This is a genomic window from Paraburkholderia sp. NPDC080076 (genome assembly GCF_050281145.1).
Taxonomy (GTDB): Bacteria; Pseudomonadota; Gammaproteobacteria; order Burkholderiales; family Burkholderiaceae; genus Paraburkholderia.
Window position 1 is genome coordinate 113,077 of the sequence record NZ_JBNNWQ010000013.1, and the last position, 23,460, is coordinate 136,536.

The 23,460-nt window shown below is 63.9% G+C and carries 23 protein-coding genes; 11 read left to right on the forward strand and 12 right to left on the reverse strand.

All coding sequences use genetic code 11. From position 1 onward, the window contains the following. Positions 1 to 4: 4 nt before the first annotated feature. Positions 5 to 553 carry a type VI secretion system contractile sheath small subunit gene (gene tssB, locus ACQKRQ_RS36295; RefSeq protein WP_106280696.1) on the reverse strand — a complete coding sequence of 183 codons (549 nt, stop codon included), beginning with the start codon at positions 551 to 553 and terminating at the stop codon, positions 5 to 7. A gap of 36 nt (positions 554 to 589) precedes the next feature. Then, positions 590 to 1,276 (reverse strand): tetratricopeptide repeat protein, encoded by a 687-nt coding sequence (locus ACQKRQ_RS36300; RefSeq protein ID WP_427482439.1) that lies wholly within the window; start codon positions 1,274 to 1,276, stop codon positions 590 to 592. A gap of 364 nt (positions 1,277 to 1,640) precedes the next feature. Between ACQKRQ_RS36300 and tssJ the strand changes: the two genes are divergently transcribed. The 4 genes from tssJ (at position 1,641) to ACQKRQ_RS36320 (ending at position 4,945) form a co-directional block, all read left to right on the forward strand. Next, on the forward strand, positions 1,641 to 2,267 hold the full coding sequence (gene tssJ / locus ACQKRQ_RS36305) for a type VI secretion system lipoprotein TssJ (RefSeq protein WP_427482561.1): 627 nt from the start codon (positions 1,641 to 1,643) through the stop codon (positions 2,265 to 2,267). A 108-nt stretch (positions 2,268 to 2,375) separates the two neighbouring features. After that, positions 2,376 to 3,722: a type VI secretion system baseplate subunit TssK gene (gene tssK / locus ACQKRQ_RS36310; protein WP_408178390.1), complete on the forward strand. Its 1,347-nt coding sequence runs from the start codon at positions 2,376 to 2,378 to the stop codon at positions 3,720 to 3,722. After that, complete coding sequence (gene icmH / locus ACQKRQ_RS36315) at positions 3,719 to 4,498, forward strand: type IVB secretion system protein IcmH/DotU (protein ID WP_408178391.1); 780 nt, start codon at positions 3,719 to 3,721, stop codon at positions 4,496 to 4,498. Before tssK ends, icmH begins: the two co-directional genes overlap by 4 nt. A gap of 180 nt (positions 4,499 to 4,678) precedes the next feature. Continuing rightward, entirely contained in the window at positions 4,679 to 4,945 is a 267-nt protein-coding gene (locus tag ACQKRQ_RS36320; RefSeq protein ID WP_427482441.1) for a tlde1 domain-containing protein, read from the forward strand. Between the two features lie 325 nt (positions 4,946 to 5,270). Here the strand turns inward: ACQKRQ_RS36320 and zwf are convergent, their stop codons facing one another. The 6 genes from zwf to ACQKRQ_RS36350 all read right to left on the reverse strand — a co-directional run bounded on the left by zwf (position 5,271) and on the right by ACQKRQ_RS36350 (position 11,688). Beyond that, positions 5,271 to 6,752, reverse strand: coding sequence for a glucose-6-phosphate dehydrogenase (gene zwf / locus ACQKRQ_RS36325; protein WP_132382920.1), 1,482 nt, complete (start codon positions 6,750 to 6,752; stop codon positions 5,271 to 5,273). Between the two features lie 290 nt (positions 6,753 to 7,042). Further along, positions 7,043 to 7,978, reverse strand: a complete 936-nt coding sequence (lhpI, locus tag ACQKRQ_RS36330; protein ID WP_427482443.1) for a bifunctional Delta(1)-pyrroline-2-carboxylate/Delta(1)-piperideine-2-carboxylate reductase — start codon at positions 7,976 to 7,978, stop codon at positions 7,043 to 7,045. Between the two features lie 45 nt (positions 7,979 to 8,023). Beyond that, the gene (locus ACQKRQ_RS36335; protein WP_132382916.1) at positions 8,024 to 9,130 is read right to left on the reverse strand and encodes a potassium channel family protein; all 1,107 of its coding nucleotides are present in this window, start codon (positions 9,128 to 9,130) and stop codon (positions 8,024 to 8,026) included. A 200-nt stretch (positions 9,131 to 9,330) separates the two neighbouring features. Further along, positions 9,331 to 9,582, reverse strand: coding sequence for a hypothetical protein (locus ACQKRQ_RS36340; protein WP_132382914.1), 252 nt, complete (start codon positions 9,580 to 9,582; stop codon positions 9,331 to 9,333). 97 nt (positions 9,583 to 9,679) lie between these two features. Next, positions 9,680 to 10,312, reverse strand: a complete 633-nt coding sequence (locus tag ACQKRQ_RS36345) for a C39 family peptidase (RefSeq protein WP_132382912.1) — start codon at positions 10,310 to 10,312, stop codon at positions 9,680 to 9,682. Between the two features lie 35 nt (positions 10,313 to 10,347). Continuing rightward, positions 10,348 to 11,688 (reverse strand): NAD(P)/FAD-dependent oxidoreductase, encoded by a 1,341-nt coding sequence (locus ACQKRQ_RS36350; RefSeq protein ID WP_427482446.1) that lies wholly within the window; start codon positions 11,686 to 11,688, stop codon positions 10,348 to 10,350. A 262-nt stretch (positions 11,689 to 11,950) separates the two neighbouring features. Here ACQKRQ_RS36350 and ACQKRQ_RS36355 point away from each other — a divergent pair, with 262 nt between their 5' ends. From ACQKRQ_RS36355 to ACQKRQ_RS36365, 3 genes are all read left to right on the forward strand, one after another. Further along, positions 11,951 to 12,205: a helix-turn-helix domain-containing protein gene (locus tag ACQKRQ_RS36355; RefSeq protein WP_310815576.1), complete on the forward strand. Its 255-nt coding sequence runs from the start codon at positions 11,951 to 11,953 to the stop codon at positions 12,203 to 12,205. A gap of 2 nt (positions 12,206 to 12,207) precedes the next feature. After that, positions 12,208 to 13,548 carry a type II toxin-antitoxin system HipA family toxin gene (locus ACQKRQ_RS36360; protein WP_408178398.1) on the forward strand — a complete coding sequence of 447 codons (1,341 nt, stop codon included), beginning with the start codon at positions 12,208 to 12,210 and terminating at the stop codon, positions 13,546 to 13,548. 293 nt (positions 13,549 to 13,841) lie between these two features. Beyond that, entirely contained in the window at positions 13,842 to 14,696 is an 855-nt protein-coding gene (locus ACQKRQ_RS36365) for a helix-turn-helix domain-containing protein (RefSeq protein ID WP_132382904.1), read from the forward strand. 81 nt (positions 14,697 to 14,777) lie between these two features. On the opposite strand, the gene ACQKRQ_RS36370 is transcribed toward ACQKRQ_RS36365, so the two are convergent. Together ACQKRQ_RS36370 and ACQKRQ_RS36375 are read right to left on the reverse strand one after the other, a co-directional pair. Beyond that, positions 14,778 to 16,634 (reverse strand): ATP-binding protein, encoded by a 1,857-nt coding sequence (locus ACQKRQ_RS36370; protein WP_427482449.1) that lies wholly within the window; start codon positions 16,632 to 16,634, stop codon positions 14,778 to 14,780. Beyond that, on the reverse strand, positions 16,604 to 17,146 hold the full coding sequence (locus ACQKRQ_RS36375; RefSeq protein ID WP_427482451.1) for a molybdopterin-dependent oxidoreductase: 543 nt from the start codon (positions 17,144 to 17,146) through the stop codon (positions 16,604 to 16,606). Before ACQKRQ_RS36375 ends, ACQKRQ_RS36370 begins: the two co-directional genes overlap by 31 nt. Before the next feature lie 249 nt (positions 17,147 to 17,395). Here ACQKRQ_RS36375 and ACQKRQ_RS36380 point away from each other — a divergent pair, with 249 nt between their 5' ends. Continuing rightward, on the forward strand, positions 17,396 to 18,343 hold the full coding sequence (locus tag ACQKRQ_RS36380; protein ID WP_132382898.1) for a phosphoribosyltransferase: 948 nt from the start codon (positions 17,396 to 17,398) through the stop codon (positions 18,341 to 18,343). 11 nt (positions 18,344 to 18,354) lie between these two features. Here ACQKRQ_RS36380 and ACQKRQ_RS36385 read toward each other — a convergent pair whose 3' ends face one another. Next, on the reverse strand, positions 18,355 to 20,040 hold the full coding sequence (locus ACQKRQ_RS36385; protein ID WP_427482453.1) for an ATP-binding domain-containing protein: 1,686 nt from the start codon (positions 20,038 to 20,040) through the stop codon (positions 18,355 to 18,357). Between the two features lie 215 nt (positions 20,041 to 20,255). On the opposite strand from ACQKRQ_RS36385, the gene ACQKRQ_RS36390 reads away from it, so the two are divergent. Both ACQKRQ_RS36390 and ACQKRQ_RS36395 read left to right on the forward strand, forming a co-directional pair. Next, a complete protein-coding gene (locus ACQKRQ_RS36390) occupies positions 20,256 to 20,882 on the forward strand; it encodes a glutathione S-transferase family protein (RefSeq protein ID WP_427482455.1) in 627 nt (208 codons plus the stop codon). 132 nt (positions 20,883 to 21,014) lie between these two features. Continuing rightward, positions 21,015 to 21,590, forward strand: a complete 576-nt coding sequence (locus ACQKRQ_RS36395; protein WP_132382892.1) for a Fur family transcriptional regulator — start codon at positions 21,015 to 21,017, stop codon at positions 21,588 to 21,590. Between the two features lie 138 nt (positions 21,591 to 21,728). On the opposite strand, the gene ACQKRQ_RS36400 is transcribed toward ACQKRQ_RS36395, so the two are convergent. Then, positions 21,729 to 22,241 (reverse strand): response regulator, encoded by a 513-nt coding sequence (locus ACQKRQ_RS36400; RefSeq protein WP_408234591.1) that lies wholly within the window; start codon positions 22,239 to 22,241, stop codon positions 21,729 to 21,731. Positions 22,242 to 22,719: 478 nt separating this feature from the next. On the opposite strand from ACQKRQ_RS36400, the gene ACQKRQ_RS36405 reads away from it, so the two are divergent. Continuing rightward, positions 22,720 to 23,439, forward strand: coding sequence for a ribonuclease activity regulator RraA (locus ACQKRQ_RS36405; RefSeq protein WP_427482457.1), 720 nt, complete (start codon positions 22,720 to 22,722; stop codon positions 23,437 to 23,439). Positions 23,440 to 23,460 lie beyond the last annotated feature (21 nt).

Sequence of the window (23,460 nt, forward strand, 5' to 3'; positions counted from 1 at the left end):
GTGCTTATTCGCCCTGCTTGTCGTGGTCCGGCGCGCCGCCGTGCTGGTCCGCCGCGTTGCTCTGGTCTTTCGCCAGCGTTTGCAACTGCTGCGTGTTGTTGAGCACTTCGCTCAGCAGGTCTTCGAGTTTGTCGTTGCCGGCCAGCTTGTTGCGCAGATCGGCGAGCTTCGAGCGCGCTTCGAGCAGGCGCCGCAGCGGTTCGATTTGCGCGACCACTTCGTCCGGATTGAAATCGGCCATCGACTTGAAGCGCAGGTCGACGGCGAATTTGCCGCCGGCTTCGCTCAGGCGGTTTTCCACCTGAAACGCGGCGCGCGGCTCGATCGCCTTCATCACGTCGTCGAAATTATCGCGGTCGATATTGACGAACTTGCGATCGCGCAGCTTCGGCTGCTCGACTTCAGACTGCCCCGCCAGATCGGCGACCACGCCGACGACGAACGGCAACTCCTTCACCTCGATCGCATCGCCGCGCTCGACCTCATAGGTCAATTGAACGCGGGGCGGCCGCACTTTTTGCAAGCGTTTTTGAATGCTTTCTTTCTTCGCCATCGTCGGCTCCCGGTGCTGATGGATCAGGCGTGTGGATCAGCGCAGCGCGCTGAACGGATCGGACGCGCCGCCGCTTTGCGCGGCTTTGGCGGGTGCGGCAGGCGCTACCGGCGCGGCGGGAGCAGCCGGCGTGGCGGCGGGCGCCGCGGCGCTGGTGGTGGTCGTGGCGGCTTCCGGTGCGTCCACGGGCTTGCCCTTGGCGACGTGACGAATCACGCGCTTTTTCTTCACCGCCTGCTTGTCGCTCGGGTCGGGCGGGAACAGCGTGGCTTCGCCGAGCGTGTCGCGCAACTGCTTGGCGAGCGCTTGCGCGTCCGACTTCGCATCACCCGCGAGCGACGCGTCCTGACGCAATTCGCCGAGCGATTGCGTGGCGACGCGCAGGCCGGCCACCGCCAGCACGCTCTTTGCCTGGCGATCGGTCTGGTCGCGTTGCAGCGCTTCTTGCGCGGCAACGATAGCCTGGCCGTAATGGCCTTGTGTGAACTGGATCTGCGCAATACGCGACCACGGTTCTTCACGCGTCGGATCGGATTTGGAAAGTTGCTGATAAAGCGCGATAGCGCGATCCTGATCACCGCCCTTTGCGACGGTATCGGCATCCGCAAGTTGCTTATTAAAAGCCTCCGGTGTGCTCGCCACGTTGCCCTGTGTCGCGCAACCGGCCATCACGCCGCATGCCAACACAACCCCAGATAGTTTTACTAACAGACGCTCATTCATCGTTTTTCACCGACGTGCGAATTTTCTAATTCAAGGAGAAACCGGAGTTTTTGCTTTGCTTCAAGTGCGCGGGTATAGTACAGGCCAATTTTCGATAATTCAACTTTCGTGTGAAGAAGGATTGCACGAAAAAAATGCATGTGGATCATTTAAATGAAACATGCAGAAATTGTTTCCTGCTGCAATAGCGGTGATGCGGGTACCGGAAAAAATTTCCACTCGCCGCCCGCAAGCACAGGAGCACCGGTAGTTACATGCGCTTTGCATAAAGCGACATTACGCGGCATAGCGTGGCTGCAAATTTGCCGGATTGAATTCGTTATTGGTGTTTTGACGGGGGACGGCGCCGAGCCGGTCGATGTATATGAATTCGCGTGTTTTTCGCTATGCATCGCTATTGATTGCCCATGCGACTGCCTGCGCGCTGCTGGGCGGCTGCGCGGCCGGCGTGACGGTGCTGGGAGCCGCTGCCAACGCGGCTTTGCAGGCGAGCGGCCTCGGCAAGCCGGACCTGCCGGATGCCCAGAAACCGCCGCGCAATGTCGGCCTTACCTTATATGCCGCGCCGAATCTGAATGCCGCGAATGACAAACGGCCATTGGCGCTGGTGGTACGGCTTTACACGCTGAAAGACCCGACTTCATTCCAGCAGGCGCCATTCGACGCATTTACCGATCCGGCCAAGGAAAAGACCACATTGGGCGGCGATTTGCTGGGCGTGCGTGAAGTAACGCTGATCCCGGGCCAGCGCTACGTTGTTACCGAAAAAGTCTCGCGTGAAGCGCAGGCATTCGGTATCGTCGCGCTATTCCGTGATCCGGCGATGCAGCGCTGGAAATTCGCCTTCGACCCGGCGAAGTCGGAGAAATCCGGCATAATGATCGGCCTGCATAACTGTGCAATGACGGTGACCAACGGCACTGTGATCCCGCCGGAACAGGGATTGCCCGCGCAATCGCTGAATATGCTTTCTTCGGTAAGCTGCGGATAAAGATGCCGGTCAAATACGATTTAACAGTTTTTAGAGAATTAACAATGCGGCGCTCGAATCGGTTATCTCCGGGTGCGCCACACGCTGAACGCATATAACAGGTTTGAGATGAGTTATTCCGCAAAAGTGCTCTGGGGGGAAGGCCTGTTTCTAAGGCCGCAGCATTTTCAGCGTCAGGACGCCTATCATGAGGCGCGCCTGTTCGAATCGATCCAGGCGATCCAGCCGTACAACTGGGGCGTGCGTTCGGCGCGCTTCGACCGCGACGCGCTCGGCAGCAATGTGCTGCGTGTGAGCGAACTCTCGCTGGTGTTCCCCGACGGCGCGCTCTATTCCGCCCCGCAAGCCGACGACCTGCCGCCGCCCATCGCGCTGGATACGCTGCCCGACGGCATCAACGAATTCACGTTTTATCTCGCGCTGCATCCGCTGCGCGAAACCGGCGCGAACTACGCGCAGGACAGCAACGCCGGTTTCGTGTCGCGTTACGTCAGCGAGCAGACGCCAGTGGCCGATCATTTCACCGACGCCGCCGAAGCCGACATCACCTTCCTGAAGACCAGCGTCAAACTCATCGCGCACAGCGAGCCGCGCGACCAGTTGTTGTCGGTACCGCTCGTGCGCGTGCGCCGCACGGCCACCTCGGGCTTCGAGATCGACGACAACTTCGTGCCGCCCTGCCTCGCCATCGACGCATCGCCGATCCTGCATCAGCGCCTGCGCCAACTGATCGACGCACTACAGGCCAAGGTCAATGCGCTGTACGGTTTTCACCGCGAGCCGACCAAGAACATCATCGAGTTCCGTTCCGGCGACATCGCTTCGTTCTGGCTGCTGCATACCGCGAGCGCGGCATTCGCTTCGCTCGCGCATCTGTACCAGCATTCGGCGCTGCACCCCGAACGTCTGTTCCAGGAACTGCTGCGCCTCGCCGGCCAGTTGATGACGTTTTCGAAGGGCTATGCGCTGTCCGACTTGCCGGCTTACCGGCACGACGATCCGGGCCCCGGCTTCGCGCGCCTCGACACGATCCTGCGCGATCTGCTCGAAACCGTGATCTCCACGCGCTACTTCGCGATCGCGCTCGAGGAAGTGCGTCCGTCGTTCCATGCGGGCCGCCTCGACTCGGGCAAGATCGACGACAAGACCATGTTCTATATCGCGGTGTCGGCGGACATGCCGACCGCCGAACTCGTGGAAGCCGTGCCCGCGCGCTTCAAGGTCGGCGCGCCAGACGACGTCGACAAACTGGTGCTCTCGGCCATGCCGGGCGTGCGGCTCGTCTACACCCCGCAGGTGCCGCCCGCCATTCCGGTTCGTCCGGGTGCGTGCTACTTCTCGTTCGAAGCGCGCGGCGCGCTGTACGACCGTATGTTGCAGGCCCAATCGGCAATGATCTACGCGCCGTCGGGCATCAACGATCTTCAACTCGAACTGATCGCCGTCACATCATGAGCTACGCGCCATCCCTCTTTGGCGGCAGCACGCCTACCGCCACGCCCGCACCGATCACGGAGCCGAGCTATCAGGTCCGCTCGCTGCTCGATCTCTTGTACGACGGCTTCTTCATGCTGTTCCTGTTGAAGAACGGTCGCGAACCCGGCGACGCGCAGGAATTCAGCCAGCGCATCCAGCAGTTCCTCGGCGACTTCGAACGCGGCGCGAAGAAGCTCAATGCGTCGGCCGAAGATGTCTACGCATCGAAGTTTGCGTTCTGCGCGGCTATCGACGAATCGGTCTTGTCGTCCACCTTCAGGATCCGCACGGAGTGGGAGCGCCGGCCGCTGCAACTCGTGCTGTTCGGCGAGCAACTGGCGGGCGAGAAATTCTTCCAGTATCTCGAGGAGTGCCGCGCCCAAGGCGCGGCGCGTTTGCAGTCGCTCGAGGTATTTCACATGTGCCTGCTGCTCGGTTATCAGGGCAAGTATCTGCTCGAAGGACCGGAGAAGCTCGCGTATCTGACCGCGCGCATCGGCGACGAAATCGCGCATCTGAAGGGCAAGCGCGCGCAGTTCGCGCCGCATTGGCCGCTGCCGGATCAGGTCGCGCATCGTCTGAAACGCGAGGTGCCGTTGTGGTCGATCGGCGCCGTGTTTGCGCTGGTTGGATTGCTGGCTTATCTCGGCCTGAATACCTATCTGCGCGATCAGACCTTGCGCTCGCTCGCGCCGTATTCGCAGGTGGTCAAGCTCGGGCCGCAATCGGCTACGTTGACGATTTCATTGCCCTAGAGCCGCGTCGATCCATAGGTACTTTGTGGCCCGCCATCGCGCGGGCTTTTCTTCGTCCTCGACGGCCTGGATATGCGCATGGAATCGGCCAGTGTAAAACTTCGTCAAGAATAAATCGTCCTATATACAAGCCCGCAAGAGCAATGCTAGAAGGAGTCTTTCTCCACTACGAAAAAAACGATGCCTGTGTTCTGTAGCTTCACACTCAATCGAAAAGAGAATTCGCAGCTGGTCTGCTCCGGCTTCGGCCAGGTGGAGGCTTACTCAGGGCAGAAGATAGGCCGGGACAACCCGGACGAAGTGGCCGAAGTGGAGGTCGGCCCGATTCCTCCCGGCACCTACTACATCGTGGATCGGCAATCGGGTGGGCGCTTCGGCGGGCCAAGAGATTTTATTGCCGAGCACGTGGCCGATGAGACATGCACGATTGCTTCGATGGTGCGCTAGCACGCTCGCAGTATGGTTGGCATTGGGCACAGCACTCGCTTGGGGATCGCAACAGCTTTCGTTTGAAATACCGCTATGGCTCGCGGACTTCGTGAGACGCCTGCTGCGTTCACTGTATCCCGCCTGGATGCCCGATGCCTATGATATCGAGGCGTGGACTAACTTTATCCTCATCGTTTCGGGCTATCTGATCGCGGCCGTCGTTGTTGTATTCACAAGCGTAGTCGCATGGAAGCACCTGTCCAGCAGGCGATAGGCTTCGGGGTGCCAACTTTGTGGCCCGCCAGCAAATGCGGGCCATCTCCATCTAGCGCTGAAGCAAAGCTTATTGCGACTCTTCCGCCCACACGGCATTTTCGCGCGCCATCAGCGCCGTGGATGCCGCCGGTCCAAACGTGCCCGCCGTATAACCGCGCGGTTTTTCGCCCGATTTGCCCCACCCTTCCAGAATCGGTTCGGCCCACGCCCATGCCGCTTCGAGTTCGTCGCGCCGCATGAAATGCGTGAGGCGTCCGCGAATCACGTCGATCAGCAAGCGCTCATACGCTTCGGCGCGACGCTCGGTGAAGGCTTGCTGCAAATCCAGATTCAGATTCACCGGCAGCATATGCATACCGCTGCCCGGCTCTTTCGCGAGCACCTGCAACTGGATCGATTCTTCCGGCTGCAACTGGATCACCAGACGATTGCCGTAATTGCGACCGCCCTTCGGAAAGATCGAGAACGGCAGTTCGGCGAATTCGATGACGATCTCCGACACCTTCTTCTGCATCCGCTTGCCGGTGCGCAGGAAAAACGGCACGTGCGCCCAGCGCCAGTTGTTGATATGCGCGCGCAATGCCACGAAGGTTTCGGCGCGGCTGCCCGCCGGCACATTGTCTTCTTCCTGATAACCCTTCACGGCCTCGCCATCCACGGCGCCCGCTGTGTACTGGCCGCGCACGGTATCGCGCGCGATGTCCTCGGGCGTCATGGGCCGCAGCGAGCGCAGCACCTTGAGCTTTTCGTCGCGGACCGCGTCCGGGTCGAGCGACACCGGCGGCTCCATCGCGACGATGCACAGCAATTGCAGCAAGTGGTTCTGCACCATGTCGCGCAGCGCGCCGGTTTTATCGTAGAAGCCCGCACGGCTGCCCACGCCGACCGTTTCCGCCACGGTGATCTGCACGCTCTTGATGTACGGCGCTTGCCACAGCGGGCCGAAAATCGGATTGCCGAAGCGCAGCACCATCAGGTTCTGCACGGTTTCCTTGCCGAGGTAGTGGTCGATCCGGTAGATCTGCGCTTCGCTGAAATGCTTGCCGACCGCCGTGTTGATTTCCTGCGCGGAGGCCAGATCGTGACCCAGCGGCTTCTCGAGCACGATGCGTGAGTTGGCGTCCACCAGTCCCGCCGCCGAGAGGTTGTCGCAGATATTCGTGAACAGATCCGGCGACGTCGCGAGATAGAACACGCGGCGCACGCCTTCACGCGACACTTCTTTCAGGCGCTGATAGTCTTCGACCGAATCGACGTCCATGCGCACGTATTCGAACAGCGCGAGAAATTTGTCCCAGGCGCCGGCATCGAATGCTTTCTTTTCGATGAAGGGCTTGGCCTTCAGCTCCATGAATTCGTTGATGTACTCCTCGCGCGACCAGGGCTTGCGGCCGATCGTGAGAATGCGGGTGTCCGGCGGCAGATTGCAGTGCAGATGCGCCATGTAGAGCGCGGGCAGCAGCTTGCGAAACGACAGGTCGCCGGTGCCGCCGAAGATGATCATGTCGAGCGGCAGGTCGGGAGTGGCAGAAGCGTGGTGGGTCGTCATAGCGCGGTCGCAGCGTCGTGAGGGATAAGGCGTCGGTCAACGGGCAGAAAAAAGCAGCAGCGCCGTGCCGGCGGACCGGCACTTTTTCTGGCAAACGCCTATGGTGCAACGTTTTGCGATTGTTTGCACGGCAACATGTGCCTCAGGTTAGCGCAATATGCCAACCGGACGCCGTAAAGGCCTGTTTTCAAGGCCTTTTTCGATGTTCGCGAGCCACGCCCTATGCTGTTGCAAAGCACGCCCGCAGGCCGCTCACGCGGCCCTCTCATGCACGATTTTTCGGCAAGCCTTCAACCACCTGACAACGCCTCGCGCGCCACGCGGCACGCCGCCAGATCCCACGCGGCACAGCCGACGCTTTTAAATACGACCGGTTTTTTTTGCGGCAACAACGCTGGATTGTCGAGCACCGAGGCGATGCCGCCGACCTGAGCCCAGTCCACGCCAGCCTGAATGAAGTCGCCGGCTTCGTGGCGGGCGCCCGCTTCATCATCGACGAAAAGCGCGCTGCCGCCGAGGGTGCGCGCGCCGATCTCGACCATCGCCGGCGTGAATGCGCCGACGCCGATCACAAGCCGCTCCGCGCGCGCCGCTTCGTCGTAGACGGGCTGTCTGCTCGTGGTCAGCGCGATCACCACGTCGACCGAATCGGGGATCGTGGCGCCGGGTTGCATCAGCGGTTGAAGATCGCGCGCCTTGTCCCGATGCGCGGCGCAAAACGCCTCGGCGCGCGCGGGCGCACTGCCCTTCACCCACACCCGCGCGTCGGGAAACAGTTCGCCGATCGCCTCCAGATGGTTGAGCGCCTGCGTGCCGGTGCCGATCAACAGGAATTCGCGCGGCGTGCCGGCGGCGAAGGTGTCGACGCCGAGCATCGAGATCGCCGCCGTGCGGCGTCCCGTCACGGTCGGGCCGTCGAGAATGAAAAGCGTCTCGCCGGTGTCGGCGTCGAATCCCATCACTTTGCCGTGGATGGTCGGCAGGCCGCGCGCGCCGTTGCCCGGGCACACGTTGACCAGCTTGTGGATCGCGAGGTCGGGCGCGGTGGCAGGCATCGACAGCATGATGCCGTCTTCGTTGAGCGGCACGACGAGCCGCTCGGGACTCGCGATGCGCTGTTGCGCGTAGTCGATCGTCGCGCGCTTGAGTGCACCGACGAGCGCGGCATAGGGAATCAGCCGCGTGGTCGCTGCGGCGTCGAAAGTCTGCGTGGTCGGGTGGGTCATGGGCAGGTCGTTCCAGTCCTTGGCAGAAGGTTGAGTTCGAATGGGCTAGCAGGCGGCGGGCGTTTCGTTCGGCCGGCGCGACGATTGGATCACCATCAGCAGATCGCCCGCCTCGATTGGACACGGCTCGTCTTCGTAAAACGACAGCACGCGTCCCGCGCGCACCAGGCCGACCACCACCGCGCCCGGCAACGCATTGCTCCAGCGGCCGACTTCCTGCGCCGTCGCCTGACGTTCGACCAGATTGACGCGGCCGCGTGCCGACAAAAGATCGTTCACGAAGGGCACGATGTATTCGCTGTCGACCGCGTCGGCGAGCAGCAAACCGCCGATCTTGGTCGACGAGACGATCACGTTCGCGCCGGCCTGGCGCAACTGGCGCTGATAGGTCTGCTCCTGAATCCGCACGACGATCTTGGCCTGCGGCGCGACGCTGCGCACGGTCAGCGTGAGCAGGATCGCGGTGGCGTCGTCGGTGACGGCAATGATGATCGCGCGGGCAATATGCACCTGCGCCTGCTGCAACAGATCTTCGCGCGACGGATCGCCGAGCAGGCCGGCGACGCCGAGCCCCGTGGCCGCTTCGAGCGCCGCCTGCTGCGGATCGATCACGACGATCGATTCCGCGGCGAAACCGCTTTCCAGCAACTCGCGCACCGCGACCGAACCGCTCAATCCGTAGCCGCAAATCACGACGTGATCGCGCAACCGCTTTTGCAGGCGTTTCATGCGGAATTCCTCGATGACGCGTTGAATGACGAACTGATAGGCGGTGCCGAGAAACACGAACCAGATGACGATGCGGATCGGCACGATGAAAAAGGCGTCGATGAGCCGCGCGCGGGCGGTCACCGGCACGATGTCGCCATAGCCGACGGTGGCCACGGTCACCATCGTGAAGTACATCAAATCGACGATGCCGAGGACTTTGCGGTTAGCGTCGCGCAAGCCGTCCCGATCGATGTAGAGCACGGCGAAGGCGAGCACGCACAGGCCGACCACCAGATAGACGCGATGCAGCAGCATGCGCTGCGGCGACGCCGCGGGCCGCGTGAACAGCGTGCGGGCGCGCGGCGCCTGCCAGGGCGTGCGGGCGCGGCGCGACAAACGGAAGCGCGGCGGACGTGGCTCCGGCTTGGGCGAATCAGGCACGCGGCGGCTCCGGGAGTCGAGGACAAGCGATTCTACGACGCCGCGCGCGCCCTGGGGCCGGATCGGGAAAGCGCGGCGGTAAGTCGCGCGACGACGGACGCGTTAGCGCGCGGTTGAAGATCGGTTCGACACAGCCTGATCAGCCGCGCGCATGGCCGTGCGTTCAAGCCAGGCTAAAGCCAAAACCAGCCGCGCCGCCATCACTGCGACGTGTCTTTGTCGCCGCCCTTCTTGCCACCCTTGAACATCGCGCGGCACGCTGGGCTGAGTTCATCGACGTGCTGCTTCATGCAGGCGGTGATCTTGTCTTCGTTGGGAATGTCGGCGGCGCAGAAATGCATGGCGTCGCCACGGCAGGCCTTGGCCTGATCGTCGCGGCTGGCAGCGTCCGCCGAGGCGGCGGAGCCAAGAGCCATCAAGCTGGCGGCAAGGAGGGCGTAGGTTCGTTTCATGGCGGTTCCGGTAGCGCAGAAGTCGGTACCGGCTATCCAGCAGAAAACGGGCCCGAACATCCCGCCCACCGGACGCCCCACCCGCCGCACGTCGCGCCTAGCGCGCGATCCGGCTGAGCGTCATGCCGCGCCCGGCGTAGAAACGCACCATGGTTTCGAACGGTAGATACACATCGGCCTGATGCGGCGCGATGCCCGAGGGATTGTGAAACCACACGCCATCGCGGCCGCGTCCGTGCAGCAGGATCAGATGGCCGCCTTGGCGCTGATTGGGCCGCTCGGGATAGCGGATTTCGGGGCTCACGGAAACGATCGCCAGCGTCTCGGCGTTCAGGCGCGCGGCCATGTCTTCGATGGACGCCTGCGGCAGCACGTCGACCTGAACGCCGAACGCGCCAGCCACCCAATCGGCAAACGGCCGGTAGATCAAACCGTCGACGCCGCCATCCTCGCGCATGCGGTACACGCCATGCCGCAACGCTTCGTCGAGCAGCGCGGCGCGCGGTGCGTGTTCGATGCGCCAATAGTCGAGCGCCGACTCGAGGCACGTCAGGCCGCACAGGCGCCTGGCCCAGAAGCGGTAACGCTCGGGATCGGAGAAGCCGCTGCGCTGCCAGCCGGGATCGGCGCACGGATCGCCGTGCTGCTCGACGATCCGGCCAACCCAGTCGGGGCTGCCCCATTGCGTGTAGTACGGCACGCCGGCGTGGCGCAAGGTCGGTTCGTTCATTGGTGGTGCGGGAGGAAGATTGAGACAGAAGTTTTTTACAGCATGCTGCGAGGCCGTTGCATCGTGCCGTCGAAGAAACGCTGCAGACGGAACGCCGACAGATCGAGCGACGCCTGGCCGCCATCGTTCAATTCCGCGAGCAGCTTGCCGACGATCGGCCCCATCGCGAAACCGTGACCGCAAAAGCCGGTGGCGATCGTCAACCCGCTGACCTGCGGCGGCGCGTCGATCACCGGAATGCCGTCGGGCAGCACGTCGATCAGACCGGCCCACGATTCGACCACCTGCGCGTCTTTCAACGCGGGGAACAAGGCGCGCAGTTTTTTCAACGCCCGGGGCGCATGGCCCACGTTCGGCTGCGGATGCGGATCACGCGGATGCAGCACACGTTCGTGTTTCGACACGCCGCCTGGCAAACGCTCGCGCAGATCACGCAGACATGCGCCGTTCAGATGGAAGCTGAACTTCTCGCGCTGCGCCCACAACTCGGGCAGGAACCACTTGAGCGCGCGGAAATGGCCGAGCGTCATGTCGACGTCGACCTGCATGTCGTCGGCGAGATTGATCGCGCCGTTCGCGCGCTGCCGCACGCCGAGGCCGTGGCCCCAGAACGTCGACGCGCTGATGCGCGGCAGCGGATTGGTGCGCATGCAGGTGCCGCGCACCGCCTGCTGTGGCAGTTCGAGCCCGAGTGTTTTGAGCAGACGCCAGCTGCTGGCGCCGGCCGCGCAGATGAAGCGCGAGGTGCGCAGCGTGCCGCGCTCGGTGACCACGCCGGCAATCGCACCGCCCGCGCGCTCCACGCCGATCACGCCGCAGCCTTCGAAAAAGAGCGCGCCGGCCTCGGTCGCCCGCGCCGCGAAAGCAGCCGCGGCGCGACGCGGTTCCGCCTGGCCATCGCTCGGCGTGTAGAGGCCGCCGAGCGCCGGAGCGTGCATGCCGGTCACGACCGTGTCGATCTGCTTGCGGTCGAGCGTGCGCGTATCGAGCCCATGCTGACGGGCGACGTCCATCCATTGCTGGAACGAGGCCCAGTCCTCCTCGCCGGTCGCCACGTACAGACAGCCGCCCTGACGCCATTCGAGATCGTAATTCAGCTCGCTCTCGAGTTTTTTCCACAGCGGGATGCCGGCCATCATCAGCGGCACTTCGGCGGATTCGCGGCCCTGCTGGCGCACGAATCCCCACGCCCGCGACGACTGCTGCCCGGCGATCCGCGATTTGTCGAGCACCACCACCGAAAGGCCACGGCGCGCCAGATAGTAAGCGGCGGCGCAGCCCATGATGCCGGCGCCGGCGATCACCACATCGGCATGGTTCGGGAACGCCTGGTCGGCGGAGGTGAGGCTCGCGTGCAACGGGTAAGTCGTGGTCATCGGGCGGGCAGGTTTTAAGTGTGGGCGTAATCTTCGCAGGCGGCCCGGTTGTCCGCAATGCCGCTGTGCCTGAAGACCGACGGTGCAAGCGCGTTGAAGCGCGTCCGCGGGGCTCTCATGCCATTCGCGCCGTTTATTCGCCACACAGATATCTGCATTTTATTCGCCAAACAGATATACGTAAAATATGCGTCACACGAATATTTGACAAATATTCGTGTGACGCATAAAGTGCATTTATTCGTGTCGCGGATAATCTGCCATGCTCCACCTCATCGCCACGCCGGACCAGATGGCCCAGCTGCTTGCCGCCAGCCGGCGGCAAGCCGGCCTCACGCAGGCCGAGGCCGCCGCGCGGATCGGCGTCAGCCAGAGCCGCATTTCGGCCTTCGAAACCGACGCCGCCGCCCTCACCCTCGCACAATTGCTGGCCTTGTGCGGCGTCTACGGCCTGCAATTGCAGTTGCGCGACAAGAGCCAGGCGCTGCCGGGCCCGGCGCCGTTGATCGAGTGGTGAGCATGGGCCGCCAAACTCACTCACGTGCGCTATCGGTATGGGCCAACGGCGAGCGCGTCGGCGTCTGGCGCCTGCCCGCTCGCGGGCCCATGGAGTTCGCCTACGATCCCGCGTGGGTCGCCTCGCCCGCGGGACGGCCGCTGTCGCTGTCGCTGCCGTTCACGCCGGGCAACCTGGCGCAAAAAGGCCCGCGCGTCCTCAACTATTTCGACAACCTGCTGCCCGACAGCGAGGCGATCAGAAAACGCATCGGCCAACGCTACCAGACCGAGACGCTCGATGCGTTCGATCTGCTGCAAGCCATCGGCCGCGATTGCGTGGGCGCCGTGCAGTTGCTCGCCGAAGACGACGCGCCGCAAGGCGTCGAACGGATCGAGGGCACGCCGCTCACGGACAGCGAGATCGAGACCATGCTGGCGCGCACGGTCAGCAACCCCGCGCTCGGCGCACCCGACGAGACGGACGACTTCCGCATCTCGCTCGCCGGCGCGCAGGAGAAAACCGCGCTGCTGTGGCACGACGGCAAGTGGCAGCGGCCGCATGGCGCCACGCCCACCACGCACATTTTCAAGTTGCCGCTCGGCCTCGTCGGCAACAAGCTCGCTGACCTCAGCACCTCGGTTGAAAACGAGTGGCTCTGCCTGCGGATTCTGCGCGCCTATGGCCTGCCGGTCGCCAATACGGAGATCATGACGTTCGGCAAGCAGCGGGTGTTGAGCGTCGAGCGCTTCGACCGGCAAATGCATTCGAGCGGGCAATGGCTGTTGCGCCTGCCGCAGGAAGATTTCTGCCAGGTGTACGGCGTGCCGTCGCATCGCAAATACGAAAACGAAGGCGGCCCGGGCGTGCTCGACCTCGCGCGGATTCTGCAGCAATCGGTGGAGGCGCGGCAGGACATCGAAACGCTGCTGGCAAGCCAGATTCTGTTCTGGATGCTGGCGGCGCCGGACGGCCACGCCAAGAACTTCAGCATCCGCCTGCTGGCGGGCGGCCACTACCGCCTCACGCCGCTTTACGACGTGATGTCGATCTGGCCGGTGGAAGGCAGCGGCCCGAACCAGTGGTCATGGTTCAAGGCGAGGCTCGCCATGGGCATGTGGTCGCGCAGCAAGCACGACGCGTTTCGCGACGTGCAGCGGCGCCACTTCAACACCATGGCGCTGAAGTGCTCGTACGGCGCGGACGCGGAACCGCTGATCCAGCGGTTGATCGAACAGACGCCCGGCGTGATCGAGCGGGTCTCGGCGGAATTGCCTGAACGCTTTCCGGCCAAGGTCGCCGAGCGGATTTTCAAAGGCCTGAAAAACTCGGCGGCGAAGCTCGGCACGATGTCTGCTGGTTAGAGGTTTTCGAGCGGCCGGCACCGCGCGACATATTTCTCTTCAGATGCAGCGAGGTTTCATCGGTAAAATACATTGATGCTTAATGCATAAAAAGATCGCCAAACCGGTCCTTGCCGACTCTCGCGCGGACGGGCTCGGCGGCGGTCGTACAAAACTACAGATTGCGATACTTTTTACGGTACATTTGCTGTCCCCTGCGACGCCGCGTCTTTGCGCATTGAATGTGCATGGCCGCGCTGCGCCTGTCGTATCGCACTCCCCAGTACCCTTTAAGACGGCGGTTCTCACGCAGTATGGCCAACGAAACAAACTCACCTGACTCCATCGCAGTCGCCGAGCGCGTGCGCGAGTTGATGAGCCGGCACGGAATCGGCAAACGCCAGCAGACCACGGAGCTGTGCCGCATCCTCGATCTGAGTTTTTCACAGGGGCACCGCAAGTTGCGCGGCAACAGCCCGTGGACGCTCTCGCAGATCAAGAAGGTCGCCGAGGTGTTCGGCGAACCGGCCGCCCAGCTGTTCGGCGCGCAATCGCTCGATCCCGGCATGGTCGGCGCGATCGCCCAGGAAGCCGTGTTCAGCATCGGCGCGATCGAACTGGCCTGCACGGCCTGGGTCGGCGCCGCGCTCGAGGCGGGCAGCCGCCCCGAATTCGTCGCGTACTCCCGGCTCGGTCAATGGCGCGTGGCGCGCCACGACGGCACGCTTTACCAGAGCGCGTACGAAGTTCACAAGATCGAGATCTATCCGCGCCGCGCCGAAACCGACAAGCCGACCATCGCGGTGGTCGACGACGATCAGGCCAGCGCCGACAACCTGCGCGACTATCTGGAGCGCAGCGGCTTCGCGGCGGTGGCGATCTACGGACTCGCGGCCTTTGCCGACCAGTTGCAAAGCCAGGTGTTCGACGGCATCGTGATCGACTGGCTGTTCGGCGCTCAGACTTCGGCGAACGCGATTCGCGCGGTGCGCGCCTCGGAAAATCCGGACGCGCCGATCTTCGTGCTGACTGGCGAATTGCTGACCGGCAAGGCCAGCGAATCGGAGATCAGCCAGGTGATCCGCAATTACGACGTCGCGTGCTATGAAAAGCCCGCGCGCATGGCGATCCTGGTCGCCGATCTGTCGAAGCGGCTGAACCGGCCCTAAGCGGATCCACTCGCGCCGGCAAACGGCTGAAGGCGTGTGCTCAGGTTGATGCCCACCTTCGCCCGGCCGCCACGCCTCGTATCACACCGTATGCCGCGAAGCCAAAGCCCGCTGCAACGCGCTGCGGAGCTCCTCGTAATGTACCGGCTTTAATAACGCTTCGAAGAACGGCTGCGAGCCGGCTTCTCCTTCTTCCGCCCCTCCGGCTACTTCCTCCTCCGGCGCATACGCGCTGACCACGATCACCGGCACACCCGCGGACGGCCCGCCCCGCGTGGCGAAGTCCGCGAGAAACGTATAGCCGTCGCGCTCGGGCATGTGCAGATCGAGCAACACCACGTCGCAACGGCGCGTGTCGAGCCAGGCGAGCGCATCGTCGGCATTGGCGACGGCGTGCGCGTCGAAATTCATGTGCGCGATCATTTCGCTGAGCGACTCGCGGATCAGGCGGTTGTCGTCGACGATCAGCACGCACGGACGCGCGCCACCACCTGGCTCGGCGCGCGCCGCCACACTCTGCGGCTGCGCAGCCGCGACCGGCGTAACCGGAATCGTCACGGTGAAGGTGGTGCCCTCGCCGACCTTGCTCGCCACCTCGACGGTGCCGCCGAACAGTTTGACCAGCCCCTGCACGATCGTCAGCCCCATGCCCGCGCCTTCGAAGCGGCGCGTGCGCGACGCGTCCAGTTGAGTGAACTCCTGGAAGATGAGCGGAATCTGCGCATGCGGCACGCCAGGCCCCGTATCGCTGACGACGAAGACCAGCATCGCCGGCCGCTGCCGCAACTGCACGCGCACCGTGCCGGTCTCGGTATAGCGGATCGCGTTGGTGACGAGGTTGTTGACGATCTGGCGGATGCGGTGCGGATCGGAATCGACGAGACCGCTCATGCCGCTCGCATCGCTCTCCAGTTGCAGACCGCGCGCGGCGGCCGACATCGCATGTTCATCGACGATCGACGCCAGCAGTTCGCGCGGCTCGAAATGCTCGTGACGCAACTCGAGCTTGCCGGCGCCGAGGCGCGCGTAGTCGGTCAGATCTTTCATCTGTGCCTCCAGATGCCGCGCCGCGGTTTCGAGCCGCTGGATCACCTTGCGGTCTGCCTCGGAGTGATAGTTGAAGCCCAGCAATTCGATCGACGACACGATCGCATGCAACGGCGTGCGCAGTTCGTGGCTGATCATGCCGAGAAACGCGTCCTTCGCATGGCTCGCCTCGCGCGCGGCGCGGCTCGCCTGGTGCTCGGCTTCGAGCGCCGCGTGCTGCTGATGCATCAGGCGCGTCCGGCGCCGTCCGTTCAGCACGAGCAGCAGCGTCGCCGCCGCCGACAGCAACAGCAGCAACATGCCGCCGGCGAACAGGATGCGACGCTTGTCGATGAAGTCGCGGTTCATCGCTTCGCGATCGGCGACGTCGGCGAAACGGCGGCTCAGCGCGAGATCGTTGACCTCGTTCCAGTGCTGACGCAGTTGCGCGACGATCCGGTTGGCCTGGCTGCGGTCTTTCGGCAGCGCGTCGACTTCGGGTTCGATGCCGCCCAGCAACTGATCGAGCGCATGGATTTCGTCCAGCTGCCTTTGCAGCAGCGAGAGCTGGGTAGTCAGCCGGCGCGTGGAACCGGCCATCACGTGCAGCTTGGATTGCAGCAACTGGTAACGCAGCATGAGCCGCTGATAGTCGTCGTCGACACCCGACTGATACAGCAGCAACTGATTCTCGAAGCGCGCGTAAGCGATTTGCAGTTGCGCGGCGTCCCAGTAGAAGCCGTCGTACGAGCCGGTCAACTGCTCGGTGGCGCGCGGGTTGAGCAGATTCGCGTACAACAGATAGCCGATCGCGCCGACCGGCGCCGCGAGCGCGGTCAGCCAGATCAGCACGTAGAGCGCACGGCGCCACGGATGGCGCATTATTTGACGATGAGGGCCTTGATCTGCCATACGAATTTCGAATCGCCCGAGGCGCCCGTGAGTTCATCCGGGAACGCATCGCGCGGGTAGATAAGGAACAGCGGCCCGAAGTCGCTGATCTTCAGACGCCGGCCATTCATGCTGTACGCAACGACCACGCCATAGCGATCGCAGTCCGACACCGGAATGGTGTAGGTATAGTCGTCGAGCGTATGGATCTCGACCTGGCTGCCATATGCGCCGACGGTCTTCAGAATATCCGCCAGCAGCGGTCCTGTGAAGGTGGAGCGCGGCGTCCACGTGGTCGAGGTCGTGATCGAATGGACCGGCAGAGCGAGCAGTTGAGCTTCGGTGAGGTGGTATGTCTTGTGCGCGGCATCGGTGGTCTTGCCGATCTTGCCTTGCACGTCGAGCGCTAAAAGTGGCTGTTCCGACTGAGCCTGCGCACTCCACGCGGCCAGCGCGAGAACGAGGCCCGCAGCCCAGCGTGCGCCCGTGACGGCGCGTTTTCGGTCATTCACCCTGGTGGTCGAGTTGGTCATCTGCTTTTTTATTCCGTTATCTATTTTCTTGCGGGCGGCCTGACAGTCGCCGGCTCGGTCTGGTGCCGGCCCGCCGCCCCTCGCCCCGGCCGCGGTCTCGCTTCGCGCGTCGGGTGCCGCGCGTCACCCCGACGCGCGATCTTTGAACCGCATGCATAATATCGCCAAAATTCTTTGTCTCAAAAACGAGGTCCCTCGGCCGCGCCAGAGACGCTCGCCCCACCCGCGCCACGCGACGCCCCACGAGTCATGAACAAGCCGGTTTTGCCTCTGACGTATGAACAACTCGATCACTGGATCGAATCGCTGCAGCCTGCCTTGCTGGCGGAGCGCTTCACGATGGCGATCGGCATTCTGCGCGGCGGCGCGCCGCTCGCGCTGATGGTCTCGCATGCCGTCGGAACGCCGGTCGCCTTTCTGCGCTACGACCGCCAGGCGCGCACGGTGGCCTGGGATTCGACGCTGCCGATGCCGCCCGCGGGTTCGACCGTGCTGCTGTGCGAGGACATCGCCGGGCGCGGATTTACGCTGACCGATTGCATCGCGTTTCTTCAGCAGCACGGTCTCGTGGTCAGGACGCTGACCGGCGCCGTCGACGACCTGAGCCGCACGCAACCCGACTATGCAATCGACGCGCGCGGCTACTTCGCGCTGTTTCCGTGGGAGCGCCAGGCGTACACCGAGCGTTATCGCGACGACTGGGCGCGCGTCGAATCAGGCGCCGCGCCCGCGATGGCCGACGATCACGAATACGCCACCTACGCGATCGACCTCGACGGCATTCTGCTGCCCGACGTGCCGCTCGCGCGTTACGACGAGGACCTGGCCGCCGCGCTCGCCGAACGCGATGCACTGCTGCCGTTCGAGGTGCTGCCGGAGATCGACTTGCAGCGGGTTCGCACGATCATCACCGGCCGGCCGGAAGTGGATCGCGCGCGCACCGAAACGTGGCTCGCGCGGCACGGCTTCGGCCATCTGCAACTGGTGATGCGCACGCCCGACACGCACGATGAAAGTCCCGCCGGCAGCGCCGCGCACAAGGCCGCGGCCGCACTGCGCGGCGGCGTCACGCATTTCATTGAGAGCGATCCGGTGCAGGCGCTGCTGATCGCGCAGCAAGCGCCGCTCTTGCGCGTGATCTGGTGGGACGCGGCCACGCAAACCGGCATGCTGGTCGGCGCGCGCGCGTGGACCTGAGCGCCTGAGCGCTAGACTTCTTTCGCTTCCTTGATCTCCTTGCCGTCGCGCAAGTGCAGATGCCGCGCGGCCCGCTGCGACGCGACGACGATCAGCTTCATCGTCGCGCGCGTGGCGCCGACGAACAGCTTGCGCGCGATGCGTTCGTCGAAAGTCTCGAAGTCGACCTCGGTGAATATCACGCACGGCGCCGCCTGTCCCTTGAAGCGGTAGATCGACTCGAACAGCACGTCGCCTTCGCGGTATTCGGGGTTGCCGAACAGATCGTACTTGCCCGTGAAACTGCGCAGTCGATGCGGCCCGAGATGATCCAGCGCGCTCATCGCCGAGCCCTCGCGGCCGCGAAACGACAGCACCACAATGTCCTGCTTGCGAAAGCCGAGCGAGAGCGCCTGCGTGATCGCGCGCTTGGTGGCCTCGATGCTGCCTTCGGCGGCATTCGCTTCGTCGTAGACCGAGAGCGAGATATCGGAGCCGTCGAACGGACTGCCGGACGCGAGCGCCGCGGCGACCGGCACCGAAGCGCCGACCACGTCGCGCACGTAATCGAGGATGTCGCGCGGGCTGCGATAGTTGGTGGTTTCCTTCAACGTGGTCCAGCCCGGTAGTGCGACGGGTTCACGCATGTACAGATTCTGCAGCGGGTCTTCGAGCCACCACCACGCGGCGCCGGGGCGCAACAGACGTTCGAGCGCGGCGACCCACGGCTGCTGGAAGTCCTGGCCTTCGTCGACGATCAGCACGTCGAATTGCCAGCGCGGATCGATCGGCGTATCGGCGAAAGTCGTTTCGAGCTGGTCGAACACATCGCCCGCCTGGAAATCGGGTTCGCGGCCCGCGTCGCGCGCGATCCAGTCGCACAGCTGGTGATAGTTCGCTACCTTCGCCTCAGGCGGCGCGACCCGTGCGATGTGATCCGCCAGCGGCCGGTTGAAGCACACGTATAACGGACGCTGGCCGCGCGCCACCGCGTCCTTCATGACCTGCACCGCGAGTTGCGTCTTGCCGGAGCCGGCCGTGCCGATCACGCGCAGCCGGAACGGCGCGAACTCGAGCCGCCGCGCCCATGTCGCGAGGCCGCCCGCGAGCCGCGTGACCAGCGTGCCCGCTTGCCCGACCAGCGCGCTCGCGTCGGGCGTGAGCGCCAGTTCGTCGGCGAGAAAGTGGTGGATTTTCGGCGCGCAGGCAAGGCGCGGTTCGTCGGCCGGCAAGGCTTCGCGGATGATCGCCGCGAGCCGGTCTTTACGCGTTGCATCGACGATCCGCGCGGGATTCACGCCCGCGATCGCCGCGTCCTTGACGATGTGGTCCGGACAGTACAGCAGTTCCTCGACGAAATACGTGCCCGCGCCAAACGCCGCGGTAAAGCGCCGATGCAGACTTTCGATGGTGTGCGCGAGCGCGATCGCCACATTGCGCTCGGTCTGCAGATAGACCTTGACGAGCCCTTTCGGCGTTTCGCGCAGAAAGCCGGTTTTCTGTTCGACAATCATCACGCGCCCAGCCGGGCTGACGATCACGAAATCGGCTTCGCCGAACACCGAGAAGTTCGGGTTCAGGCGCGTCCAGTGCACGCCGTGATAGACGGTGTAGCCATCGGGCAGCGCCTCTTCGAGCAACGCCAGCGTTTCGCGTTCGCGGGCCGCCGCGCCGGTGGCGGCGAGGCTCTTCCAGTCGTCGGGAACAATGCGGGCCATGCGTGCCTCGTCGGATTCGGGTGGGCTCATTGTACGCAACGCGCGCGCATTGCCGAATGCCTGCCGGGGCGTCGCTTTCAGACGCGCTTCCCGCCATCTTCGGCCCGGCCGGCTGCCGCCCGGCGGCGCGCAAAATCACCCGCATCGTGTATCGTTACTGGCTGAACGCCGCGCGGCCGGCGCGGCTTACCAACGTAAAGAAAAGGATTTACCGGATGATTACGATCTGGGGACGCGCCAATTCGGTCAACGTCCAGAAAGTGTTGTGGTGCTGCGATGAGCTGGTGCTGCCGTATGACCGTATCGACGCCGGCCTGCAATTCGGCCGTAACAACGAAGCCGACTATCTCGCGATGAACCCGACCGGCAAGATCCCGACGCTGGTCGACGACGACTTCGTGCTGTGGGAATCGAACTCGATCCTGCGTTATCTCGTGACGCAGTACGGCGAAGGCAGTCTGTTGTATCCGTCGGAGCCGGCATCGCGCGCCAGCGTCGACCGCTGGCTGGACTGGTCGCTGTCCACGCTGCAACCCGCCGAACGACCGGTATTCTGGGCGCTCGTGCGCACGCCGGCCGCCGGGCGCGACGCCGCCAGACTCGCCACCGACTTCGACGCCGTCACCGCGCTGTGGCGCATGCTGGACACGCATCTGCAAGGACGTTTCTTCCTTGAAGGCGAGAAGTTCACGCTGGCCGACATCGTGATCGGCGCTTACGCCAAACGCTGGTTCGGGCTGGACGGCGTGGCGCGGCCGCCGCTGCCGAATCTGGAGCGCTGGTATTCGCGTATTGCGACGCGCACGGGGTTCAAGAAGTACGTCGACTTCCCGCTGACTTGAGCCATCGGGCCGCGCGCGGCCCGTGCTCTGGCCACGCGCGCTACCGCTCGATCATGCCGCGCATAGCCAAGGCGGCGGCCACGCGCTTCGCGCGCCGGCACGGCAAGACGCGATGGCCTTTATAATCGACGCATGAAGACCGCCAAGCCCGCCGCGACCGCCGACAAAGCCACCTCCGCCGCCTCCGCTCATTCCGATGAGCCGGGGCACACGCACGGTGTTTCGCAGGAAGCCGCACTGACACTCGCGGAAGAATATTGCCGCGAACGCGGCGAAAAACTCACGCCGATCCGTCGCAAAGTGCTCGAATTGCTGCTGAATTCCGGGCGCGCCACCAAAGCGTATTCACTGCTCGACGAGATGCGCCAGATCCATCCCGGTTCGGCGCCGCCCACGGTGTACCGGGCGCTGGACTTTCTGCTCTCGGCGGGGCTCGTGCATCGGATCGAATCGATCAATGCCTTCACCGTCTGCCACGATCTGACGCAATGCCAGCACGGCATCCTGGTGGTGTGCCAGCAATGCGGCAACGTCACCGAATTGCATCAGCCGAAACTGCGCCAGGCACTCGTCGCACAAATCGAAGACTCGGGCTACCGTCTCGCGAGCGATGAAATCGAATTGAAGGGATTGTGTTCTGCCTGCCAGGCGTTGGAAGCGGCGGCGTCGAGCAAGGATTCGGGAACGCCTGTCGCCGCCGTCAAGTAGCGGCAACGAACGGCAACGTGCGCAAACCGCACTCGCCCCCCTACTTTGCCATCAAGCCAGGCATTTGAGGACGCAAGCGTCTCACGGCGCGGCTGTCAAGCCGTGCCGCGAATCCGCGAGTTGCCTCGAAGCCCTGATTCAGCCCGCCGCGCGAGCGTGAATTGCGTCGTGCAGCAGCGTCACGAGGTCATCGGGCAAAGCCGGCTTGGTCATGAAATGCTGGAAGCCTTCACCGATGCTGCGTAGTCGGTAGGCGTCGTCAGTGTGGCCGGTGAGCGCCACCGCCACCGACGGCGGGTGGTCGCCGCGAATCTCGTGGTCGCGCAGGCGCTGGATCAGGTAGAAACCGTCCATGGCGGGCAGTTCCAGATCGCACACCACGGCGTCGGGCAATAACCGCAGTGCCGCCTCCACGCCCTCTTCCGCATCCGCCACAGCGACGACATGCGCGCCTTCCGCTTCGAGTAATAGGGTCAACGATTCCCGGCTGTCCGGGTCGTCTTCTACGAGCACGATCGTGGCCTGATCGAGTCTCAATGCTCCGTTCATTTTCCGTTGTTGCTCTAAAAAACCGGTTAGGCCGTCCGACTTGGCCAACGTGTCGCCCTGCTGCTTGCCGCCGATTTGCGCGGCTGCGATATTGCTGTTCATGGTTCCGACTCGATTTCGTACGCCGAGTTGCACACAGACCCAAGATTGTAAAACATGGCCCGAGCACCAACGCGCGCACAGTAACGCGCCAAAATTGCACGCCAATGAAAAACCGGCCTTCGGCGCCACAGTCATGGCTGACCGATGCCGACTCCCGATTCGCCGCGGCGGCTCGTGCAAACCCCATTGGCACGGCCCTTCCCGCCTGGCGCCTCTTTTCACATTCCTGTTCTTTTGCAAAGCCGGCGACCTGTGTTGATGCCGCCTGCATTTACATCCAACCGATCAGTAGCACGTTGCGTGCCTCGCCGGCTTCGGCGTCGGACGAATGCGGCGCGGCGCCGGGCCTTGCTGAACTGGCTGCGGGGGGCGCTATCATCGTGGGCGCACCGCATCGGGCATTGCGCCGCTACCGCGCCGCGCGTTATGCGCTTGCCATGCCCGGCTTTCCGCTTCCCACCTTGAGGCCGCCCGACACATGTCCGATCTCGACTCCGCCACGCTCGAAGCCCTTCGCCAGGTCAGCACCGCCACGCTGACGACTCAATTGTTCAAGCGCGGCCTGCGCAATACATTCATGCAGGGCGTCGCGCCGCTCGCCGCGCACAGCGGCGCGAATCTGGTCGGGCCGGCGTTCACGCTGCGCAACATTCCGTCGCGGGAAGACATCGACGTGCTCGAACTCTTCGCCGATCCCGAGTACGCGCAGCGCAAATGTGTCGAAACGATTCCGGCCGGCCATGTGCTCGTGCAGGATTGCCGCGGTGAGCGTGGCAGCGCGTCGTTCGGTTCGATCCTGACGCAACGCTTGCAGGTTCGCGGCGTGGCGGGCATGGTATCCGACGGCCCGGTGCGGGACAGCACGACGATCGCGGCGCTCGGCATCCCCGTGTTCTGCGCGGGCGCGAGCGCGCCGCCCAATCTGATTCGCCATCACGCGGTGGATATCAATGTGCCGATCGGCTGCGGCGGCGTCGCGGTGTTTCCAGGCGACGTGATCGTCGGCGATGCGGACGGTGTGGTGGTGATTCCCTTGAAAATGGCGGTAGAGGTCGCGCAAGCCGCTGCCGAACAGGAGCAACTCGAAGCGTTTCTCACCGAGCGGATTCGTGACGGCGCCGCCTTGCCCGGTACTTACCCGCCGAACGAAACGACCAAAGCCGCTTATGAGGCGTGGAAGGAAAAACGCAAAGCGTAAGGCGGGGTGATCGCGTTCCGC

Excerpts from the sequence above, each read along its gene's own strand:
- ACQKRQ_RS36365 (WP_132382904.1), top strand. The coding sequence starts at position 13,842 with ATGGCCAACGAAACAAACTCACCTGACTCCATCGCAGTCGCCGAGCGC.
- ACQKRQ_RS36355 (WP_310815576.1), top strand. The coding sequence starts at position 11,951 with ATGCTCCACCTCATCGCCACGCCGGACCAGATGGCCCAGCTGCTTGCC.
- zwf (WP_132382920.1), bottom strand. The coding sequence starts at position 6,752 with ATGACGACCCACCACGCTTCTGCCACTCCCGACCTGCCGCTCGACATG.
- ACQKRQ_RS36395 (WP_132382892.1), top strand. The coding sequence starts at position 21,015 with ATGAAGACCGCCAAGCCCGCCGCGACCGCCGACAAAGCCACCTCCGCC.
- ACQKRQ_RS36320 (WP_427482441.1), top strand. The coding sequence starts at position 4,679 with ATGCCTGTGTTCTGTAGCTTCACACTCAATCGAAAAGAGAATTCGCAG.
- ACQKRQ_RS36340 (WP_132382914.1), bottom strand. The coding sequence starts at position 9,582 with ATGAAACGAACCTACGCCCTCCTTGCCGCCAGCTTGATGGCTCTTGGC.
- lhpI (WP_427482443.1), bottom strand. The coding sequence starts at position 7,978 with ATGACCCACCCGACCACGCAGACTTTCGACGCCGCAGCGACCACGCGG.
- ACQKRQ_RS36400 (WP_408234591.1), bottom strand. The coding sequence starts at position 22,241 with ATGAACAGCAATATCGCAGCCGCGCAAATCGGCGGCAAGCAGCAGGGC.
- ACQKRQ_RS36370 (WP_427482449.1), bottom strand. The coding sequence starts at position 16,634 with ATGGCAGATCAAGGCCCTCATCGTCAAATAATGCGCCATCCGTGGCGC.
- ACQKRQ_RS36300 (WP_427482439.1), bottom strand. The coding sequence starts at position 1,276 with ATGAATGAGCGTCTGTTAGTAAAACTATCTGGGGTTGTGTTGGCATGC.
- icmH (WP_408178391.1), top strand. The coding sequence starts at position 3,719 with ATGAGCTACGCGCCATCCCTCTTTGGCGGCAGCACGCCTACCGCCACG.
- ACQKRQ_RS36350 (WP_427482446.1), bottom strand. The coding sequence starts at position 11,688 with ATGACCACGACTTACCCGTTGCACGCGAGCCTCACCTCCGCCGACCAG.
- ACQKRQ_RS36375 (WP_427482451.1), bottom strand. The coding sequence starts at position 17,146 with ATGACCAACTCGACCACCAGGGTGAATGACCGAAAACGCGCCGTCACG.
- ACQKRQ_RS36390 (WP_427482455.1), top strand. The coding sequence starts at position 20,256 with ATGATTACGATCTGGGGACGCGCCAATTCGGTCAACGTCCAGAAAGTG.
- ACQKRQ_RS36360 (WP_408178398.1), top strand. The coding sequence starts at position 12,208 with ATGGGCCGCCAAACTCACTCACGTGCGCTATCGGTATGGGCCAACGGC.
- tssK (WP_408178390.1), top strand. The coding sequence starts at position 2,376 with ATGAGTTATTCCGCAAAAGTGCTCTGGGGGGAAGGCCTGTTTCTAAGG.
- ACQKRQ_RS36345 (WP_132382912.1), bottom strand. The coding sequence starts at position 10,312 with ATGAACGAACCGACCTTGCGCCACGCCGGCGTGCCGTACTACACGCAA.
- ACQKRQ_RS36405 (WP_427482457.1), top strand. The coding sequence starts at position 22,720 with ATGTCCGATCTCGACTCCGCCACGCTCGAAGCCCTTCGCCAGGTCAGC.
- tssJ (WP_427482561.1), top strand. The coding sequence starts at position 1,641 with ATGAATTCGCGTGTTTTTCGCTATGCATCGCTATTGATTGCCCATGCG.
- ACQKRQ_RS36380 (WP_132382898.1), top strand. The coding sequence starts at position 17,396 with ATGAACAAGCCGGTTTTGCCTCTGACGTATGAACAACTCGATCACTGG.
- ACQKRQ_RS36385 (WP_427482453.1), bottom strand. The coding sequence starts at position 20,040 with ATGGCCCGCATTGTTCCCGACGACTGGAAGAGCCTCGCCGCCACCGGC.
- tssB (WP_106280696.1), bottom strand. The coding sequence starts at position 553 with ATGGCGAAGAAAGAAAGCATTCAAAAACGCTTGCAAAAAGTGCGGCCG.